The organism is Mycobacterium sp. 4D054, from assembly GCF_052245755.1.
Classification (GTDB): domain Bacteria; phylum Actinomycetota; class Actinomycetes; order Mycobacteriales; family Mycobacteriaceae; genus Mycobacterium.
On the sequence record NZ_JBQQCF010000019.1, the window covers coordinates 1 to 19,290 of the forward strand.

General features: G+C 65.8%; 20 protein-coding genes and 2 pseudogenes. 12 read left to right on the forward strand and 10 right to left on the reverse strand.

Annotated elements, in window-relative coordinates:
* Positions 1-128: 128 nt before the first annotated feature.
* On the forward strand, positions 129-692 hold the full coding sequence (locus ACTWP6_RS15310; RefSeq protein ID WP_443188128.1) for a zinc-binding dehydrogenase: 564 nt from the start codon (positions 129-131) through the stop codon (positions 690-692).
* Between the two features lie 27 nt (positions 693-719).
* Here ACTWP6_RS15310 and ACTWP6_RS15315 read toward each other — a convergent pair whose 3' ends face one another.
* On the reverse strand, positions 720-3,719 hold the full coding sequence (locus ACTWP6_RS15315; RefSeq protein ID WP_443188129.1) for an MMPL/RND family transporter: 3,000 nt from the start codon (positions 3,717-3,719) through the stop codon (positions 720-722).
* 150 nt (positions 3,720-3,869) lie between these two features.
* Between ACTWP6_RS15315 and ACTWP6_RS15320 the strand changes: the two genes are divergently transcribed.
* From ACTWP6_RS15320 to ACTWP6_RS15340, 5 genes are all read left to right on the forward strand, one after another.
* On the forward strand, positions 3,870-4,508 hold the full coding sequence (locus ACTWP6_RS15320) for a hypothetical protein (RefSeq protein ID WP_443188130.1): 639 nt from the start codon (positions 3,870-3,872) through the stop codon (positions 4,506-4,508).
* Positions 4,509-4,554: 46 nt separating this feature from the next.
* Positions 4,555-5,100: a cytochrome P450 gene (locus ACTWP6_RS15325; protein ID WP_443188131.1), complete on the forward strand. Its 546-nt coding sequence runs from the start codon at positions 4,555-4,557 to the stop codon at positions 5,098-5,100.
* A gap of 96 nt (positions 5,101-5,196) precedes the next feature.
* Complete coding sequence (locus tag ACTWP6_RS15330) at positions 5,197-5,856, forward strand: TetR/AcrR family transcriptional regulator (RefSeq protein ID WP_443188132.1); 660 nt, start codon at positions 5,197-5,199, stop codon at positions 5,854-5,856.
* A gap of 110 nt (positions 5,857-5,966) precedes the next feature.
* Positions 5,967-6,203 carry a hypothetical protein gene (locus ACTWP6_RS15335; protein ID WP_260752904.1) on the forward strand — a complete coding sequence of 79 codons (237 nt, stop codon included), beginning with the start codon at positions 5,967-5,969 and terminating at the stop codon, positions 6,201-6,203.
* Between the two features lie 690 nt (positions 6,204-6,893).
* Positions 6,894-8,261, forward strand: coding sequence for a PucR family transcriptional regulator (locus ACTWP6_RS15340; protein ID WP_443188133.1), 1,368 nt, complete (start codon positions 6,894-6,896; stop codon positions 8,259-8,261).
* A gap of 2 nt (positions 8,262-8,263) precedes the next feature.
* On the opposite strand, the gene ACTWP6_RS15345 is transcribed toward ACTWP6_RS15340, so the two are convergent.
* The 5 genes and pseudogenes from ACTWP6_RS15345 to ACTWP6_RS15365 form a co-directional block, all read right to left on the reverse strand.
* Positions 8,264-8,719: an Hsp20/alpha crystallin family protein gene (locus tag ACTWP6_RS15345; protein WP_260752902.1), complete on the reverse strand. Its 456-nt coding sequence runs from the start codon at positions 8,717-8,719 to the stop codon at positions 8,264-8,266.
* Between the two features lie 60 nt (positions 8,720-8,779).
* Positions 8,780-9,232: a DUF1931 family protein gene (locus ACTWP6_RS15350; RefSeq protein ID WP_443188134.1), complete on the reverse strand. Its 453-nt coding sequence runs from the start codon at positions 9,230-9,232 to the stop codon at positions 8,780-8,782.
* 131 nt (positions 9,233-9,363) lie between these two features.
* Positions 9,364-9,840: a low temperature requirement protein A gene (locus ACTWP6_RS15355; protein WP_443188135.1), complete on the reverse strand. Its 477-nt coding sequence runs from the start codon at positions 9,838-9,840 to the stop codon at positions 9,364-9,366.
* Between the two features lie 109 nt (positions 9,841-9,949).
* Positions 9,950-10,180 (reverse strand): annotated as a pseudogene (locus ACTWP6_RS15360) (low temperature requirement protein A); the annotation flags it as partial.
* A gap of 246 nt (positions 10,181-10,426) precedes the next feature.
* Positions 10,427-11,479, reverse strand: a complete 1,053-nt coding sequence (locus tag ACTWP6_RS15365; RefSeq protein WP_443188200.1) for a S1C family serine protease — start codon at positions 11,477-11,479, stop codon at positions 10,427-10,429.
* A gap of 276 nt (positions 11,480-11,755) precedes the next feature.
* Between ACTWP6_RS15365 and ACTWP6_RS15370 the strand changes: the two genes are divergently transcribed.
* From ACTWP6_RS15370 to ACTWP6_RS15380, 3 genes are all read left to right on the forward strand, one after another.
* Positions 11,756-12,475, forward strand: a complete 720-nt coding sequence (locus ACTWP6_RS15370) for a FadR/GntR family transcriptional regulator (protein ID WP_260752898.1) — start codon at positions 11,756-11,758, stop codon at positions 12,473-12,475.
* A complete protein-coding gene (locus ACTWP6_RS15375; RefSeq protein WP_443188136.1) occupies positions 12,475-13,140 on the forward strand; it encodes a sterol desaturase family protein in 666 nt (221 codons plus the stop codon). The genes ACTWP6_RS15370 and ACTWP6_RS15375 overlap by 1 nt, the downstream gene beginning before the upstream one ends.
* Positions 13,141-13,202: 62 nt before the next feature.
* Positions 13,203-14,165, forward strand: coding sequence for a carbon-nitrogen hydrolase family protein (locus ACTWP6_RS15380; RefSeq protein ID WP_443188137.1), 963 nt, complete (start codon positions 13,203-13,205; stop codon positions 14,163-14,165).
* On the opposite strand, the gene ACTWP6_RS15385 is transcribed toward ACTWP6_RS15380, so the two are convergent.
* Both ACTWP6_RS15385 and ACTWP6_RS15390 read right to left on the reverse strand, forming a co-directional pair.
* Positions 14,151-14,645, reverse strand: coding sequence for an SRPBCC family protein (locus ACTWP6_RS15385; RefSeq protein ID WP_260752895.1), 495 nt, complete (start codon positions 14,643-14,645; stop codon positions 14,151-14,153). The genes ACTWP6_RS15380 and ACTWP6_RS15385 overlap by 15 nt on opposite strands.
* Positions 14,646-14,734: 89 nt before the next feature.
* Complete coding sequence (locus tag ACTWP6_RS15390) at positions 14,735-15,076, reverse strand: ArsR/SmtB family transcription factor (protein ID WP_443188138.1); 342 nt, start codon at positions 15,074-15,076, stop codon at positions 14,735-14,737.
* A 282-nt stretch (positions 15,077-15,358) separates the two neighbouring features.
* Between ACTWP6_RS15390 and ACTWP6_RS15395 the strand changes: the two genes are divergently transcribed.
* Positions 15,359-15,940 (forward strand): FKBP-type peptidyl-prolyl cis-trans isomerase, encoded by a 582-nt coding sequence (locus tag ACTWP6_RS15395; protein ID WP_443188139.1) that lies wholly within the window; start codon positions 15,359-15,361, stop codon positions 15,938-15,940.
* 21 nt (positions 15,941-15,961) lie between these two features.
* On the opposite strand, the gene ACTWP6_RS15400 is transcribed toward ACTWP6_RS15395, so the two are convergent.
* Positions 15,962-16,426: an SRPBCC family protein gene (locus ACTWP6_RS15400; protein ID WP_443188140.1), complete on the reverse strand. Its 465-nt coding sequence runs from the start codon at positions 16,424-16,426 to the stop codon at positions 15,962-15,964.
* A 68-nt stretch (positions 16,427-16,494) separates the two neighbouring features.
* Between ACTWP6_RS15400 and ACTWP6_RS15405 the strand changes: the two genes are divergently transcribed.
* Both ACTWP6_RS15405 and ACTWP6_RS15410 read left to right on the forward strand, forming a co-directional pair.
* Complete coding sequence (locus ACTWP6_RS15405; protein ID WP_260752891.1) at positions 16,495-16,860, forward strand: RNA-binding S4 domain-containing protein; 366 nt, start codon at positions 16,495-16,497, stop codon at positions 16,858-16,860.
* A 10-nt stretch (positions 16,861-16,870) separates the two neighbouring features.
* The gene (locus ACTWP6_RS15410) at positions 16,871-17,662 is read left to right on the forward strand and encodes a DUF6498-containing protein (RefSeq protein ID WP_260752890.1); all 792 of its coding nucleotides are present in this window, start codon (positions 16,871-16,873) and stop codon (positions 17,660-17,662) included.
* A gap of 292 nt (positions 17,663-17,954) precedes the next feature.
* Here the strand turns inward: ACTWP6_RS15410 and ACTWP6_RS15415 are convergent.
* A pseudogene (locus ACTWP6_RS15415) lies at positions 17,955-19,274 on the reverse strand (NAD(P)/FAD-dependent oxidoreductase); the annotation flags it as partial.
* Positions 19,275-19,290 lie beyond the last annotated feature (16 nt).

Below are 19,290 nucleotides of genomic sequence, written 5' to 3' on the forward strand. Positions count from 1 at the left end.
GCGCCTGATGCACCGCCTCGGACGCATTCCGCCGGCCGAAGCCGAAGCCCGCTACTATTCCCAACTCGTGACCGGTAGACCGGCCGGATCACAGAAACCTGAGGGTGCATGAAACCCGGGACGGTTCGATGATCAAGGGCGCCGCCAAAGTGATGATCGTGGATCGTCATCCCGACCGGCTCAAGCTGGCCGAACAGATCGGGGTCATCGCGATCGACGATTCGAAGGGACCTGCCGTCGATCAGGTCCTGGAACAGACCAAAGGCGCTGGCGCCGACTGCGGTTGCGAATGCGTCGGTTATCAGGCGCATGACCCCCAAGGCCATGAGGATCCGTCGATGGTCATCAACGATCTCGTGCGCGCGGTGAAGTTCACCGGCGGAATCGGCGTGGTCGGCTTGTACCTGCCCCAGGATCCCGGCGCGCCGGACGAAGATAAAAAGAAGGGCAGGATCACTTTCGAGATGGGCACCTTCTGGGTCAGGGGCCAACGGATGGGAACTGGGCGGGCCAACGTCAAGCGTTACAACCGCGAATTGCGAGAACTGATCCACCAGGGCAGGGCCAAGCCATCGTGGATCGTCTCTCACGAGCTGCCGTTATCTGATGCCCCGAACGCGTACCAGCACTTCGACGCCCGCGACAACGGTTGGACAAAGGTGGTGCTCAAGCCGCGGCTCGCGTCAGCCTGACACCTCTGGAATGACGCCCTTCCCGATCTACACGCGGTGTTTCGGCCACCAACTTGCCTCTCCTAACAGTGTCGCGATGGCAGGCACCGTCAGCGTCCGCACAACAAGCGTGTCGAGCAGCAGACCGCAGCCGATGACGAAGCCCATCTGAATCATGATTCCGATGGATCCCACCATCAGCCCGAACATGCTCGCCGCGAAGATGAATCCGGCCGATGTGATGACCGAGCCGGTGCTGGCGACGGTGCGCATCACTCCCACGCGGATGTTGTTGGCCGATTCCTCGCGAAGGCGTGAGATGAGCAGCATGTTGTAGTCCGCACCCACGGCCACGAGGATGATGAACGACAACAGCGGGACGGGCCACGCGATGTCCTGACCGAGGCCGTACTGAAAGACCAGCACGCCCATGCCCAGCGCGGCGGCGTAGTTGAGCACGACGGTGGCCAGCAGGTAGATCGGTGCCAGTACCGCCCGTAGCAGCGCCACCAGGATCAAGGCCACGATGACGAGAGTCGCGATGGCCAGTTGCAGAAAGTCGCGCCCCATCAACCGTTGAATATCGGTGTTGATGGCCGGGAATCCCGCCATGGCCACGCTGGCTTCGGCCAGCGACGTGTTGGGTGTCGCCGCTGCTGCGACGTCGGTGATGTGCTTTCCAAGCGTCATCGCCTCTGCGGTATAGGGATCGAACTGAGATTCGATGACATACCGTGCCGTTCTGCCGTCGGGTGAGATGAATTGTCGGGCAACCTTTGCGAAGTCTTCGTTCTGCAGCGCGCTGGCCGGCAGGAAGAAGCCTGTCGCTGCGTCTGACCCGGCCGTGCCGCGTGCGGAGTCCTGCAGTTGTGCCGCGATCTGGCTCATCCCGCCCAGCATTTCGATATTGCTGTCCACCAGGGTGTGCACTCCGACCGCCAGCGCCCGCGCCCCCGCGGCGAGCTGTCCGATGCCGTTCTGCAGGCGTGCGATCTGCGCGGGTAGGTCGGCGCCAGGTCCGCCAAGGACATCCATGCTCCGGTCCAGGGAATCCGCGGCCCCCTGCAACTGGGTGATCGCCTCCGACGCTGAGAAATCCGCGCCCTGCGCCGCCAATTCATCCCCCAGAACTGCGATCTGGTTGAAGAATCCCGCGTGGCGCAGCGCCACCAGCGTCTGGACGTGGTCGCGCAACGCCCCGCACTCCGCTGTGGCCGCACAGAGCGGCGAGGCGCCGAGTGTGGCCGCCAGCGGATCGATGACGGCGATCGCTTCGGCTGCCCGTTCAGCCAGCGGGCGTATCTGCAGTCCGTCCTTGACGACACGGTCGACGTTGGGCCCCATGGCAGTCAACTGCTGCAGTGCCGGCCGATAGCGCTGAATCGTCTGACCGGCCTGCTGTGCCTGATCGAGCAGACCGGTCAGCGGTCCCAGCGCAGACCGCACGCTGATGTCGAGCTGGGTCAAACCGTCGGCCAATTGATCGGCGCCGTCCGTCAGCCTCGCGAGATCATGCTTGCGGGCGTCACCGTCGGCGACGGCGTCCGCGAGCTTGTCGCCGATCTGTCCGTTCTGCCACGACAGCTGCGCCTGATCCAGCCGCTCCCCTGTCGGGCGGGTGACGCCGACGACGCGATCGACCCCGGGTATCTGGGAGACCCGCGACGCCATTTCGTCGAGATCAGCCAGGCCCCTGCCGGTGCGCAGGTCCGTCGGCGACTCCACGACGAGGAACTCGGAGATGATGACGTCTTTAGGAAAGTGCCTGTCCAGCAACCGATAACCCTCATTGCTGGCAGTGGTCGATGGCTGCCCCTTGCGGTCGTCATAGCTCATGCGCAGGGTGAGCGCCACACCGCCGAATGCCAGGAGCAGCACGAGACTGATCACCAGCAGCGGCACCGGCTTGCGGACCACCATCACCGCGATCCGATTCCAGTAGGCGCGCGTTCGGTCCTTGCGGGGTTCGCCGATGCCGCGCTTGGCCGCCAGCACCAACACCGGCGGCAAAAGCGTCACCGTTGCCAGGCACCCGACCATCACCGCCACCGCACATGCGGGGCCCGACGTGGCGAAGATGGTCAGTGTCGCGAACGCCATGGCCACGAACGCCAGGGCAACGGTCGCCGCTGAGGCCAGAATGACACGACCGATCGTCGCCGTCGCGTTGATCACCGCCTGGTCCGGAGCCACGCCCTGGCGTCGTTGCTCGTGGTACCGGCTGATCAGGAACACCGAGTAGTCGGTGCCGGCGCCCAACAGCATCACGGTCATGAACGCGATGGTGAACTGCGAGACCGGCATTCCCAGTTCGCCTAGCGCCGACAGGACTCCCCGACCGACTCCGAGGCTGACGCCGATGACGAGCAACGGCAGCAGCGCGGTGAACACCGAGCGGTAGACCATCAGCAGGATCGCCGCGATCAGGCCGGCGGTGGCTACCGAGATGAACAGCAGATCCCGTTCCGCCGCGACGATCTGATCGCTCATGGTGGCAGCCGGACCGGTGACGTAGGTGACCGTCGACGTGCCGTCGAAGGCATGGGCGGCGATCTCGCGGATCGACGCGACGGATTCGGCGGCCCGCGGCCCGCCCAGCGTCCCCGCAATGCCGACCGGCAGATACCAGGCCTTTCCATCGGCGCTCACTGCTTGGCCGGCGGTGACGGGATCGGCGAGCAGGTCTTGGACCAGTGGCACGTTCTCCGAGTCGGCGCGCAACGCGGATACCATTGCGGCATAACGCTCCCGCGCCGACGGGGTCAACCCTTCTGGATTCTCCATCGCGACGACCACCGTCGTCGTCGACCCCTCCTCGCCGAACGCCTTGCCCATCCGGTCCAGCGTCTGGAACGACGCCACGTCGCGTGGGATCGGGTCCAGCGACTGTTGTTTGACCACAGATTCCAATTGCGGAAACAACATCGCGAGAACCACGGCCAGACCCACCCAGGTGCCGATGACGATTCCCTTGTGCGTGACGGCGAACCGCCCCACCCCGGCCAGGCGGACGCTGTAGGCATCCTCGTGCGGCGGACGCTTCACCATGGCCCCTCCGGCATCGTGTGGTCGGACCTGCTGTCAGTCATCTCGCCTCCTGAGGACGGTTGCGCGGCTACGGCATCGCGCCTCATCGGCACCGCTTGCAACGTGCGACATATTGCGTCGAGTGTTGCACAGCGTCTAGGGTGAGGCCTCATGCACACCCTGGGATCCCTCGACGTCGAGGGCATCGACTTCGCTTTCGACGATCAGCCAGACCTCCACGCTGTGCTCGCCCGCCTCCGCAAGCGCAGGCCGTACGCGATCGTGCCGTTTGCCGGAGTCAGGGCGGTCTTGTTGTTGACCGACGAGCTGGTCCGGGCGGCCTTCCGCGATGAAGCGACATTCCCCGCAGCACCGGTGTATGCCATGACCACCGAACCCGTGTTCGGCAGGACCGTGCTCAGCATGTCGGGCGCCGAGCATCGCGCCAGCCGCGGCGTGGTGTCGGCGCCGCTACGGCGCAGCCGCGTCCAGGACTACCTGGAGCCGGTGATCGAACCGGTCATCAACGAGCTGATCGACCAGTTCGCTGCCCGCGGCACCGCCGATCTGGTCGTCGAATTCACGCACCGCTACTCACTGCTGATCATCAGCCGCCTGCTGGGGTTCCCTGTCGATGACGAAGCCAAGATCCACCGCTGGGCGCAGGCGATGATCCAGTACCCCTTCGACCCGCCGACGGCGGTCACCTGTGCCGCCGAATTCACCGCCTACGTCGCTCCGCTACTGGCCGCGCGCCGCCGGGAACCTGGCGACGACATGATCTCCATGTTGGTCACCGAAACCCACTGAGGACGGCGAGCATCTCTCAGACGAGGAGATACTCACGTTCCTGCGGATGCTGTTTCCACTCGGCGCCGACACCACCACGCTGGCTCTGGGCAACATCTTGTCGGCGCTGCTCAATCATCCCGACCAACTGGACCTACTGCGCTCTGACCCGGACCGCTACCTCCAGTCGGCGATCTGGGAGGGCCTGCGATGGGAGCCCGCGGTCGGGATGTTGCCGCGCGCCTGCCCTGAGGCCACAACGTGGCAGGGGATCGACATCCCAGCTCTGACCCCGATGATCTTCGCGATCAACGCCGCCAACCGTGACCCGGCCGTGTACCCGCGTCCCGACGACTTCGACATCACCCGCAACGTGATGCCGACCGTGTCGTTCGGGCAAGGCCGCCACAGCTGCATCGGGAACTGGCTGGCCAACACCGAACTTCTCGCCGCGCTGCGGGCCCTGATCGAGCGGTTGCCCGATCTCGCGCTCGACCCCCGCCACGCCGAGACCTCCACCATCACAAGCCAAGTCGGTACCACGCTGCGTGGGCCCAATGCCTTGCGGGTGACATTCACGCCGACGAGAAGCCGGCCGGACGCCGCGATGTAGGCGCGTCGCGGACTCGGGTTAGTCGGCGAATGAACCGGATGCTGCGAGGCGTTCGCTAGGTTGTCTTCAGGGTGGCCTCAACGGACGGAGAGAATCGTGGCACCGCGCCGACTTCGCGTCACTGGGCAGGTCTCTCGTCCGGCTCCCTGGGGTGACCGGCCACCGGTCGACGACGACGAGGCACGCCGGCGCCTACTGGACGCGGCCGAGGTCTGCTATGAGCGCCGCGGCGTCAGTCGGACCACCGTCGATGACATCGCCAAAGAGGCCTTGGTGCACCGCACAACGGTATATCGGTACTTCGGGACCCGCGACGACGTCCTTGCTTTCGTGCTTCTGCGCGAGACAGCCGGAGTCATCGACAGCGCCGAACAGGCGCTGCTGCGAGTCGGACCCTTTGGTGAGCGCCTGCTCGACGCGTTGGACGGCGCGGTCGGAGCCGTCGAAGAGTCCCGTTGGCTCAGCGTGCTGTTTTCCCCGGAAAGCCTGACCATGACGGTTTCCGCCGCGGCGTCGGGAGCGTTCCGCGACCGGATCCGCGACGTGTTGCGACCGCATGTCGAGGCAGCCAAGGCCGGCGGCGAACTGCGTGAACAACTCGACCCCGATGCCGTCGCCGACTGGCTGGTGCGGGTGGCGCAGATGCTGCTGATGGAACACCTCACGGTGCGTCCCGACGAGACCAGGCCCGACCGCCGCGCGCTGCTTCGCGACTTCGTCATCCCCGGCATTCTCAACCCGACCCCACAGCGCTGACAGCTGGAGCGGCAGGCTGACACTTCATCTGCCTTCGAAGGACGATTCGGATGCTGCTTGATGGTCCTTACGGGTCGACGACTGCGGCCGGATCGTGAGGCAGAGTACCGATGGGCGGGTTCGCCGCCTCCTCGACGGGCTCGGAAAGGAATCTCACCGTGACGACACAGGCTGGTCTGGAGCAGAAGGAACGGGACTTTCTGGCGAAGTGCGTAAGTGATGCCTACACGATGCTGGACCTGCTCCCCGGCGTAGATCCGAACGGTCCGGCTTTGGTGTGGCTGGCGGATCAATTCCTCACCCTGCGTCGGGGCGACTGCCCACCTGCGCATGCGATGACGCCCTGATCACCCTGCTGCAGTTCGCACTGGCGCCTGCCGAACGAAGCGCGCCGGCCTCGTCAGGGGATGATCATCCGGACAGCTCCGGCTGTAGTGCCCTGGCGGTGAGCCGCCGCCTCTCGGCCAATGCGCCGTTGGTCCAGGAGGCTTCGTGTTGCGCCCCATTGTTCTTGGCGGTAACTCGTCCGTACCGCATCCCGTGGGAATAGGCTGTCGGTGCCGGGCGCCGGGCGGGCACTTTTGGACCGTAAACGCGGTTCGAGTCGCCAGCGACGGGTATCCCTCGGCAGTAACGCATCGGCGGCCTACGCCGTGGTAACAGAAGGACTCGGTCAGCGCGGCCACTTCACCATGAATGCCGAATCGCTCAGCCCGCCAGGGCAGAGTTGGCAAGCCGGACTGGTTTCGCCAGCGCAACTGGCCGCGCTCTCGCGCGTCGACTACGGTGGCTGTGACACTGGCGGGATCTTCGAGGTTGCCACGGGCGCAGTCGGAAACGTCTCACCCTGTGAGGTGAAGGCCAGTTACAGGTGTGTAGACCGTGAGTTCGCTCGCTTTCCACGTTCCCAGCCCGAGTATCCCGAAATTGAACGACAGCTTCGTGAGTCCGGCTGCGACAGGCAGGTCGATGTAGAGGACGGACGGTGGGGGTGGGGGCTTGCGCTGCGTCACCAGAGCTCCGCTCTGGGTTGCCTGGTGCTCAGTGCCGTCAGCGCCCCGTCGGAAAACCACATGCTGTTGCTGAATATCCTTGCGCAGCAAGCCGGCGCCGCCCTGGCGTATGCAGCATTGCGCGACCACAACATCGGCTATGCCGGCCTGCTGGCGAAGGCGAACAGCGAACTGGAGAAAACGAATCGCGAGCTCGCCACGTCTGTTTTGCGGTTGCAACGCCAAACCAACATGCAGGAGATTCTGAGCTCGGCGGTGGCAGCGGGAACGGGGGAACTGGGTGTCGCGGATGCGCTGTATGCCCTGACGGGGCTGTCTGTGGGGTTCGAGGACAGGTTCGGCAACCTGCGCTGCTGGGCCGGACCTGGAGAGCCCCACCCCTACCCCAAGCAGACAACGGACGAGCGCGCCCTGTTGCTGCACGAGCTGGCGGCACAGAACGGTTCGGCGCGGATCGGAGGCCGCGTGCTCGCGCTTGTCCAGTCCCGAGGTGCGGTCCTCGGAGTCCTGGCATTGCAGGACTCGGGGAACACGGTGACCGAAGACAGCTTGGTCGCGCTGTGCTTCGGCGCCAGGGTGCTCGCGTTGGAGCTTGCCCACAAGCGAAATCTCGCCGAAATGGAACTCAATCTGCGCCGCAATCTGGTCGACGATCTGCTGGCAGGCACCGATCGGGACGGTGCGTACGCGCGTGCCGATGCCCTCGGCCATGACCTGCGGCGCCCGCACTACGTGGTGGCGGTGCAAACCCCCGGTCACGCAGACAGCGCGGTCGCAACCGTCGCTGGGCGCGCAGCGGCTGCGTTGCACCTGAGCTACCTGCAGGGGTTCCGCGAGGGCCTGGTGGTGCTGCTCACCGACGGCCGTCCGGACCCGCGGGCGTTCTACCACGCGATCACTGAAGCCCTCGGTGAGGCCAGTAGTGTGATCGGCATCGGCACTCGTTGCGAAGTGCCCGACGACTTGCCGCGGTCCTTCGTCGAGGCGCGTCGCGCCCTGAACATCCGGCTGCGCTCGGCCAATCCTCACGGCGCAGCGGCTTTCGACGACCTCGGCTTCTATCGTCTGATCGCCGCCGCCCATGAGGGCGCGACGGTTGAAGCCTTCGTCCGCGAATGGCTGGGCGCACTCCTGGATTACGACGAGAGCAGAAGCTCCGAATTGGTCTTGACGCTCAGCGATTACCTGGAATGCGGTGGAAACTATGACGAGTCCGCAGCCGCACTGCACATCCATCGCAGCACGCTGCGTTACCGGCTGGCGCGCATCGCCGAACTCACCGGCCACGACCTCCGCAAAGTCGATACCCGGTTCAACCTCCATGCGGCGACACGGGCGTGGCGGTTCCTCAATCCTGAGGCTGACCAGCGGCCCGGTCCCACGGGTCTCTAGGGTCAGCCTTCGACTGACTCACTCACTGTGATCTTGTTCGACTGTGTGCTTTCTTTGGGCACATAAACCTTGAGGACGCCATACGCCAACGTTGCTTCGACGTCGCCGTTGCGCAGGTAGCCCGGCAGCGTTACCCGAAATTCGAATCGACCGACCTTTCGTGTCCGGCGACGGAACAGGCCCTCGCGCTTGCGCTCCTTCACCTCGCCGGTGACCACCAACTCGTTGCCGTTCATCGTGACGTCCACGTCTTCGCTCCGCACCCCCGGAAGCTCAAGCTCGATGATGTAGGCGCTGTCGGTCTCAACGATATCGGCCGCGGGCATCCACGCACCCTCACTCGTGGATCCACCGAACACCGACTGCGCGAGCCGACCCATCTCGGCATAAAGATTCTCGAGCTCGCGCCATGGGCGCCTCTCCGCCTGGCCGGCGGAACGTTGCAGTGCCGAAGTCATGTCATTTCCCCTTTACGAATCAGCGGTAAGTCCGTCACGACGGGCGAGACACGGCGAACATCAGAACACCAGCCGAAAGAGCTCATACACCCGATCCCAATCTTCGGTCGACGGGTTGGACACGGTGGCGTCCACCACGCGAAACGAGCGGGCCAGCGCAATACTCAACCCTCCGAACAACCCTGGCAGCAGCTGCTCGGTATCCTCGGCGAACATAACGTCCCCGGGTGGATTCCTCACCGCCCGGCGCAGCAGCTCACGGATTTCCTCGGCCTCCTCGAGCTTGTCGAACTCGCGCATTCGCTCCTGAACGCCCTTGGTGATCGGAAGGTCCTGCGGCACGATCACGTCACGCCCGTTCCATTTGGCCGAATTACGCCCGGCGATGGCAATGTCATCGATCTTCTCGTCGATGAACTCGCGGAAGCGGCGCACATCGTTCTTGTCGATCTTGATGCCGGCCACCGAACGGAAGAACCTTTCGAATACCGGAATACCCGATGGATGGGTCACTCGATACCTCCGCTCCAAAGATCCAGACCGGCCCGAGCAGGCCAACGCTCAACTTTGGCATTGTCGTCGGCGACACCGAACCGGACCCGCAGGCGCAATCTCGCCGAGCCGGTTCGGCCCGGCAGGTCATGTCAATGCACGGTTCCCGCTCTGACGGTTCCGATCTGGGGGCGCCGCCACAGCTCCCATGCGAGTCGTAAGGCTCCGATCGCGGTAAGGAGGGTCAGCGATACGAGGGCGGGGACTTCGGTCGCCACCGGAAACACCATGAGGTAGGCGGCCGCGGTGAGGAGCCGATCGACTACCAACTGGTGGTGATCACGCCATCGGTAGGCGACCTCGCCGACGTAGAACAGCGCCAATCCACCGGTGAGGGCGAGGGCGGCCAGCGGCGCCAGCGGCTTGTCGAGGTGTTCCACCGAAACCCGTGCCCCGAGGGCGAAGAAGATGATCCCCGCGACGAGCGGCAGGTGCAGATAGCTATAGGCGTCGCGGGCCAACGCCGCCCGCTCGGAAGGGGGTGTTCGTCGAAGACGTTCTTCGGCGCCCGCGGCGAGGCCGAAGTAGGTCCACCACAGGGTGGCCGTGATCAGCACTCCGAGAACCACAGCGCTCAGGACACCGGGATGGTGATGGTGTTCGGATGCACTGGCTCCCAGCGCGGTAGATCACCCGCGCGGTTGGGAACATGTTGGTCAGCCAGGCGTAGCAGACCCACGCCCACCAGAGGGCGAAGAGCGCAAGCATGCCCCGGCCGAAACCCTGCCAGGACATGTCGCTGAGCATTAGGTGAGTGACCTGCGACATCGCGAATACGAATGTGAGGTCGAAGAACAACTCCAGGTAGCCGACCGACCGCCCCTCAACCTCCTGCGGCCCCCGCAATTCGTCGGTGTTGGGTTCGCGCCCAGCCGGTCCCCCAATAGCGTTGCCGTCGTCGACCGTCATCGTCGACCGGCGGTCATGATCATTGCCCGTGCAATGTCGTTCTCCGGCATGACGTTCTCGAGGGTGATCCGAGTCAGCAGCATCTCCGCGGTCCGTCGTTCACAACTGCTTCCTTTTCGAGTGTCTGCGTCCTCCCCGTAGTGTGCGATGCCGAGGGGAGCCACGGAGTGGGGCCGACGAGCCGAATTTTCGGCGCCGAGTTCGCCCCCTCAGCAAAAGGCCGACTCCGAATACGGCACGATCGCTCTACGCGGCGGGACGCTCCGCCACTACCACTGTGATCTCTCGGGTCTCGGCTCCGCGCAGGACCGTCAACCGGACGCGGTCGCCTGGCTTGGTGCCGCGAAGCGCTGCTATGAGTTCCTCCGCTGTCGCGGTTTCCTCACCGTTGAATGCGATGACGATGTCGCCCGGTCGGATGCCTGCCTCCGCAGCGGGACTCGGGGTGGAGACCCGCATGACCACCACTCCGCTCGTGCGGTCGACTCCCAGCAGGCGTGCGATCTCGGGGGTGAGGGTAGCGGGCTGAATGCCAATATACGAGTGGCGGACGGTACCGGTGGTCAGCAGCTGATCGGCGACGTCGACGACGGTCGCCGTCGGGATTGCGAACCCAAGGGCCACCGCACCCGCCGTCGGCGGAATGTAGGCCACGCTCATGCCGACAACTTCTCCTTGCGCATCGAGAACCGCACCCCCTGAGTTGCCCGGGGAGATGGCGGCGTCGGTCTGGATCAGGTCGACGAGCGACGCGCCGGTGGACGCCGACCCGGGGATCTGGCGGTGCAATCCCGAGATGATGCCGGATGTCACTGTCGCCTCGAATCCCAGCGGGCTGCCGATGACGACGGCGAGTTCGCCGACCTGGGGCAGCGGATTCTGAAATTTCGCGGCGGGCAGGCTCTTTCGGTCGGCTTGGATGACGGCGACGTCGGAAACCTCGTCGACGCCACGAACCTTTCCCTGAACCTGTTGCCCATCGGCGAGGGCTATCGTGACGTCCTGCGCGCCCGCGACCACGTGCGCATTGGTGACGATTATGCCGTCGGCTCTGTACACAATGCCGCTGCCCACACCGGTCTCGGTGAGCACCGTGACGACCGATGGCTCGACCTGTCGAACGAGTGCCGGTATGTCAGTGCCGGCTGTCGGGGCTGGGGCCGGCGAGCCGTTGGGTGGGGCGGGGGTACCGGTCTCGGCGGAGTTGGTCGAGCTACTGCATCCGGCGAGAAGGGTCACCGTGACGGCGAGCAGTCGCAGCATCCAGACCCAGGGGCGTACGGTCGACGATGAGTGCAGCAACTCCGCGCCTCCCAACCTTATTGGGGTCGTGTGTGCCGTGGGGCAATCACCGGCGCCCACCGTTTGCAAAAGAACCTTCCCACCTCGACGCGCGATCGACATGGTCCTGCCGGTCCCAAGCCCGATGCACACAGTTGGCCTGTCAGGCCGAAAAAACCCAAGCACCGGGGCAGCAGGAGATCGACATAGTAGAGGCCAGGCAGCGGTGACAACGCCCTGCAGATTGGTCTGACCAGTTGACGTCTGACCGTCGGTCCTGCAATCCTCGGTGGCATGGCACTGCGACCGGTGAACCGTCGCTCGGTCCCGGAGGATGTTTTCGAGCAGATCATCGACGATGTCCTCAGTGGTGAGATGCGGCCGGGTGAGACGCTGCCGAGCGAGCGGCGGCTCGCCGAGGTGTTGGGGGTCTCGCGGCCCGCGATTCGCGAGGCGCTCAAGCGGCTGGCCGCCGCGGGACTGATCGAGGTTCGCCAGGGCGACGCCACCACGGTGCGCGACTTCCGGCGCACCGCAGGGCTCGATTTACTCCCCCGGCTGCTGATCCGGGCCGGTGAACTCGACCTTGCCGTCGTCGGCAGCATCCTCGAGACCAGGTTGCACAACGGACCCAAAGTGGCCGAGCTCGCGGCGCAGCGCCGCGGCCCCGAGCTGTCGGACGAGTTGAATGCCACCGTACGTGCGCTCAACGACGAAACCGATCCCGTTGCCGCGCAACGACACGCGCTGGACTTCTGGGACCACCTCGTCGACGGAGCCGACTCCATCGCATTCCGGCTCATGTTCAACACGCTGCGCGCCACCTACGAACCCGCGCTGTCCGCCCTAGCCACGATGATGGCCGCCGAAGTCGGCCGTGTGGACGCCTACCGAGCGGTTGCCGACGCGGTCCTGGCCGGCGACTCCGCCGCGGCCCACGCCGAGGCTCACCAACTCCTCGAACCTGCGACGAACGCTCTGCTGGATGCACTGCACACCCTGGAGGAACGCTGATGACTACCAGCCCGGCCCGATTAGCCCGCAGACGATTCACGCTGTTGGACGCGGGGCGCGAATTCTGGCGTCATCCCTCACCCTGGATGATCGGCGCGACGCTCGTCGTGGCGGCCGGCGTCCGCATCGCCCTCGGAGATTGGCAGATCACCGACGTCCTCGTGCCCGCAGTCATGCTCGCAGCCTTCCCGTTCTTCGAATGGCTTGTGCACGTGTGCATCCTGCATTGGCGACCACGCCAGCTCGGCATGCTGCGTATCGACCCTCTGCTGGCACGCAAACATCGGGAACACCACGTCGATCCGAGGGACATCGCGCTCATCTTCATCCCATGGCAAGCCGTGGTCTGGGTGCTGCCCGTCGCACTGGGGATCGCTTTGCTGGCGTTTCCGCGCACAGCGCTCGGCCTCACCTTCCTCACCTTCCTGACAGTGCTGGGCCTGTGCTACGAGTGGTGCCACTTCCTCGTCCACACCGATTACAAGCCCAAGACCGCCGTCTATCGGGCGATCTGGCGCAACCACCGCCAGCACCACTTCAAGAACGAGCATTACTGGTACACGGTCACCAGCACCGGCACAGCCGACCGGGTGCTGGGCACCTACCCCGATCCGGTCACGGTCCCCACGTCACCCACGGCGAAGTACCTGCACGGGCAGCGGTAGGTCTTACCCGTCGCGGGTTCTGCCAGGCGGCCCGCTGCGTGTGTTCTCTACTATGTCCAGTCATGGTGCGGGTAGCGGCAGTCCAATTGGAGGCGGTTCTCGGCGACGTGTCCGCCAACTTGGCCGCATGCGAACAACTCGCCGACCAGGCGGGCCGCGCCGGCGCCCGGATCATCGCGCTTCCCGAGTTCTTCTCAACGGGTATCGGCTTCGTCGATTCACTCAAGGACGCCGCGCTCCCTGCGGACGGTGCGGCGACCGAGTTGCTCATCACGCTCGCCGGTCGGCATCAGGCTCTGGTCGGCGGTTCCTTTCTCTGTCGAGACGCCGACGGGCACGTGCGCAATGCTTACTTGGCGGTCGGGCCGAACGGACTTGTAGGACGGCATGACAAAGACCTCCCGACGATGTGGGAGAACGCGTTCTACACCGGTGGACGCGACGACGGCGTGTTCACAGCAGATGGCTATCAGGTGGGCGCCGCGGTGTGCTGGGAGCTGATGCGCACGCGTACCGCCGCGCGTCTGCGCTCGAGAGTCGATCTGCTCATGACAGGTTCGGGGTGGTGGTCGATCCCCGGGTGGCACCCCCGCGCCGTGTTCGACCGCTGGGAACGCGACAACTGCACGACGGCGAGAACTGTCGCGCCGATGTTCGCCCGGTATGTGGGCGCACCCATCCTGCACGCGGCGCACTCCGGCGGTCTGACATGCCGCATGCCCTGGCTGCCGGTCACGTATCGCGGCCACTTCGAGGGCTCCACCCTGATCGCCGACGCCCGCGGTCAGGTTATCGCCGAACGCCGCGCCGACGAGGGCCCCGGCGTGGTGCTCGCAGAGATCGAGATCGGCCGTCGCACACCGGAGCTCGACCTGCCCCAGCGGTATTGGCTGCACCGGCGTGGTCCGCTCCCCGCGGCGGCCTGGCACTATCAGCGCTGGCACGGGCGGCGCTGGTACCGCCGTCACGTGGTGCGGCCAGGAGCGGGTCGCCGCGCTGACCAACCGGGTTCAAGCGTGGGCTGAAAGGTACTTCTCCAGCTTGTCGAATTGCGCCTTGTATCCCCACTTCATGCCGAACGCCGCCAGCTTGGCCTTAGGACCGATCTTGGTGATCGTGACCTGAAGGCGCACCGTGGTGGTGCCGTCACCCGCGGACAGTGTGACGTCGTTGGTGTGGTGGATGGTGGTCCCCTCCTCCTCACCCTCGGTCCATGACCGGGCGTCGTAGGTCAGGCCGGCGCCCGCATCGATCCGGGTGAACGTGCCCGCCATGGGCCACCGGGTGCCCTGATATTTGCCCATCGCCTCGCCGGCCTCCATGACGATGTAGAGCTCACCGCCGACCTGCAGGTCGACACGGCACTCGGGAACGACCGTCTTCTCCGGTCCCCACCACTGCCGCAAAATGTCGGGATCGGTCCAGGCCCGCCAGACCGTCTCCATTGGAGCGCGGTAGGTGCGCTCGAAGCTGAGGTTCTTCGGTTTCAGGAGCTGCAAGAGCATGGTGATCTCCGATCTGCCGTCCGCCGACGGCTCGTGTGACGATCTCTCGATGAAGCGTTCCGGTGGGCGTGCCGGCGGTGGCTGCCGTGTCAAAGGTCTTCCGGGGCAGGGCCATTCCCTTGATCAGTGATGGAATCGAGGTAGCTGCCCAGCGAATCGAGACGGGTCTCCCACAACGTTTCGAAGGATTCGATCCACTCCGCGATCTGCTCGAAGGGCTCGGCGGTGAGGTGATAGATCCGCCGGCGGGCCACAGCCTCACCAAAGACGATCCCCGATTCCCCAAGAACCCGAAGGTGTTTACTCACCTGCGGCTGGCGGATGTCCAATTTCTCGGCGATCTCCCCCACCGACATCGGTCCGGTGCGCAGCAGTTCGACCATCCGGAGGCGGCTCGGCTCGCCGAGTGCCGCGAAGACGGTGGGCTGCATGGCGCCAACCCTAAGGTCGTGAAATATTCCTGTCAAGGAATATTTCAGAGGCCGGTTGGGAGAGCGTCAGGCGTGTATTGCGGATTTCCGTAGATGCGCGACGTCCGCTCGGCTGATCGTCAACACCGCGATCACCGTTCAGCAGCAACGCCATTGGCGTCACCACCGAGGATCGCTCGCTGCCACCGCCGGCGCGGCCACCACGTCGGCCGTGCAGAACAGCCCGGTCAGCTCGTCGCCGATGACGCCGGCGTGCAGGCGCACCCGTGGCATGCCGGTAGCGTGGCGCCGGTGAAATCCCTTCGTCTGCGTTCCGCCGTCGCGCTCGCCGCCGGCGCTGTCTCGGCCATGACCCTCACCTCCTGCGGTTCGACTCTGGTGCCCTCGTCGAAGGCCCAGGCGCCGGATTGCCCGACCGCGACCCCCGACGGCACCGGCTCGCCGGAGTGGACGCTGCCCGGCACCGCCGGCGACGTCGCGGTGACCGGTTCGACCGATACGACAGCTCCGCTGATCACCGTGACGCCACCGTTCAGCGTCGCGGAGACCCAGGTGCAGACGCTGCAAGCCGGCGAAGGGCCTGTCGTGGCCGACACCGCCACCGTGTCCGTCTGCTACATGGGTGTGAACGGTCGCGACGGTTCGGTGTTCGACAGCAGCTACCAGCGCGGTGCGCCGGTGGAGTTCCCGCTCGATGGGGTCGTGCCCGGGTTCCAGAAGGCCATCGCCGGTCAGAACGTCGGCTCCACCGTCGCGGTGGCGATGACCTCCGCCGACGGCTACCCCGAGGGCCAGCCCGGCGCGGGCATCCTGCCCGGTGACTCGCTGATCTTCGCGATCAAGATCCTCGAAGTCACCGGTTGAGCGATGTCGTGACGGGTTGGGTTATGACGAGGTCTCGGCTGCGAGCCGAGCCAGCGTATCGCTGAGCTGGTCCTCGGTGACCAGCGGGAACTTGACCTTTTCCAGCAGCCGCTTGTCGGTGACCTTCGACCAGTCGTAGGTGTGGCGGACCAGCGTCTCGTTGGGTCCGCGGGCCTCCAACTCCCACAGCCATTCCCATCCCGGAGGTTCGGTGCCCGCAGGAGCGGTCTGCCACGCCAGCAGCTTGTCCTTCACATACCCGCAGACGTGGTTGTCGGTCTTGTACTCGCCGCCCATGTGGTCGCCCTGCATGTTCATCGTGAACACGTCGCCCACCTTTTGTATCCGGTCGGCGTGATCGACGCCGCGGACGAAGCCGGAGCCATCGAGTACCTGGTGCCGCTGCGGGTTGGACAGGACATCGAACACCGCGTCGGCGGGTGCGTCGATGGTCCGCTCCACCGTGACCTTCTTGTCGTCGCTCATACCCGTCACACTGCCCACAAACGCCTGTCGCCCAAACCTGGCAGAGCCGGTAGGCGATGATGAATCCCATGGAGTCCACTCGCGTGGACCGCTGGCTGTGGGCGGTCCGGCTCACCAAGACCCGACCGGACGCCGCGTCGGCATGCCGTGGCGGCCAGGTCAAAGTCAACGGCCGGCCGGCCAAGCCGTCCACCCCGGTGTCCCCCGGCGACGAGGTCCGTGCCCGTGTCGGGGAGACCACCCGCATCGTCGAGGTCGCCAGGATCATCCAGAAGCGCGTCGGCGCTGCGGACGCCGTGACGTGTTACCTCGACCGGACTCCCCCGCCGCCTCCCGCGCTGTCGGTGCCGCTCGCGGTCCGGGACAGGGGCGCCGGCCGCCCGACCAAACGGGATCGCCGGATGTTGGACAAGTGGCGCGCAGGGCACGGCTGAGCGCGCCGTCATGACGCGTCTGGCTCATGTGCTCGCGGTGCTGGGCGTCGTCGCGGTGCCTGCGGTCGGCTGGTTCGTCGAGGGCTGGTCAGGGGCGACCACGCTGGTGGTCTACTGGTTCGAGACGCTCGCCGGTTCCCTGTTCATCGCCGGGCGCATCCTTCTTCATCAACGGTGGGCGCCTCGGCGCGGTCACCACGAGTACATCGCGGCGACCACCAACCGGCAACGGTCGAAGAGTTCAGCATCCTTCCTGTCCGGTTTCCTGGTCGCCAATCTCAGCTTCACCGCGGCGCACGGCGTGTTCATGGCGGTCATCCTGTTCCTGCTCAGCCGCAATAGGCAGCAGGGTCTCGCCGAAATCGATTGGCGCAGTGTCGGATACGGATGCCTGTTCGTGATGGCGTTCCTGTGCGTCGATTTCGTGGTCGACCTGGCCGGATTACGTGCGTGGTCGTTCCGTCAGCTCGAAACGCTCGCCCAGCGCGGATTCAGCCGCGTCATCGTCGTACACCTGACGCTGATCTTAGGCCTCCTCGCGGTGGCGCTCACCGATGCCCCGAGCACGTTCTTCGGGGTCTTCGTCACACTGAAGACCATGGCCTCACTGAGTTTCGTTGTGCCCCAATGGGAGCCATCCCGGCCGCCGGAGTGGCTGCGCCGCGCCATGAACCGCGTGCCGAACACCCGACCAGGACAACGCTTCGAGGACTTCTGGACCGAGAGCCAGGCCGAGGAGCGCGCCCGGTGGGAACGCAACGAGCAACCCTGGCCGGGGCGGGCTAACCGCCCAGTTCGTTGACCGCGGTGTCGAGCGATGCGGCCTGCGCGGTCAGTTGGTCATCGGTCAGCCGGCTCGCGCCGCCGGTGCGGTCAAGCAGTTCCCGGCGGGAGATCACTTCGAGCGCGCCGCGGTAGGCGTCGCCGGCCTTCTGTCCGCCGCTGATCACTTCGGCACGGCCCTCGATCAGGACGAGCGTCGCACCGTCGTCGTCGGAGTCGAGAAGGCGCCGCACGTCGTCCGGTGAAATCGTCATGGCCGAACGTATGCCCGGTGCGCCGTTGTTCACACCTGCTTGCGTCGGCGAGGTCGGCAGATCCCAGCTCGACCACGTGTAGCGGTGTTCGGGAGTGGTGGCACTGCCCAACATGAACGCCCGGTGGTAGCGGCCTCCGCGGGCAATGGCGGCCAACCACGTTGTCAGGGTGCTGATGCGGTTGCTCATCCCGGTGAGGAACGCGATGTGCAACAGGCCCCATGCGATCCAGCCCAGCAACCCCGACATCCTGACCGGGCCGACCTGCAGCAGCGCGTGGCCGCGGCTGATGTAGGCCGCCGATCCGAGGTCGCGGTATTTGTACCGGCGCCGGGGCCGGCCGGCCAGGTCGCGGCGGATGCAGTTGGCCGCGTGCAGGCCGCCCTGCATCGCGTTCTCGGCGACGCCGGGCAGGTCGTCGCGGCCCACCAGGTCGCCGACGACGAAGATCTCGGGGCGATCGGGCACCGACAGGTCGGGCCCGACAGCCAGGCGGCCGGCGCGGTCGGTCGGCACACCGAGCACCTCGGCCAGATGCCGCGCGAACGGCACCGCCTCGACACCGGCGGTCCAGAACACCGTGCGCGCCGCGTACTGCTCCCCGGGCCCGCCCGACTTCGGGGTCACGGTCACTCCGTCCTGCCGCACATCGGTGACGTGGACGCTCAGATGCATCTCCACCCCGAGCCTCTGCAGGGTCTGGGCCGCCTTGCCCGACAGGTCCGGTGCGAAACTCTTCAGCAATCGGTCCCCGCCGTCGAACAGCAGCACCCGGGACTCCTCCGGCTCGATGCTGTGGAACTCGTTGGCCAGCGTCCGGGTGGCCATCTCACGGATCTGGCCGGCCAGCTCGACCCCGGTCGGTCCGCCGCCGGCGACGGCAAAGGTCAACCAAGTGTCGCGCTCCGGTCCAGGGGGCAGGGTCTCGGCGATCTCGAACGCGGTGAAGATGCGCTGCCGGATGCCCAGTGCGTCGTCGAGGGTCTTCATCCCCGGCGCCCACTGCGCGAACTCAGGTTTGCCGAAGTAAGACTGCTGCATTCCGGACGCGACGACGAGCACGTCATAGTCCACCGTGAAGGAGGTCTCGTCGGGGCGCAGGGCCGTCACGACGCGCCGGTCGGGGTCGATCTCGATCGCCTCCCCGAGCAGCGTCTGGATGTTGGCGTGCCGGGCGAACTCCTCGCGCAGCGGCCTGCTGATGTGCGCGATGCTCAGAGTCCCGGTCGCGCACTGGTAAAGCAACGGCTGGAAAAGGTGCCCGGCCGACCGATCCAATACGGTCACATCCACCGCGGCCCGGGCCAGCCGGCGCGCGCAGAACAGCCCCCCGAACCCGCCGCCGATGATCAACACCTTGGGACGACTCTGGCTCATCACGCCGAGGCTAGTA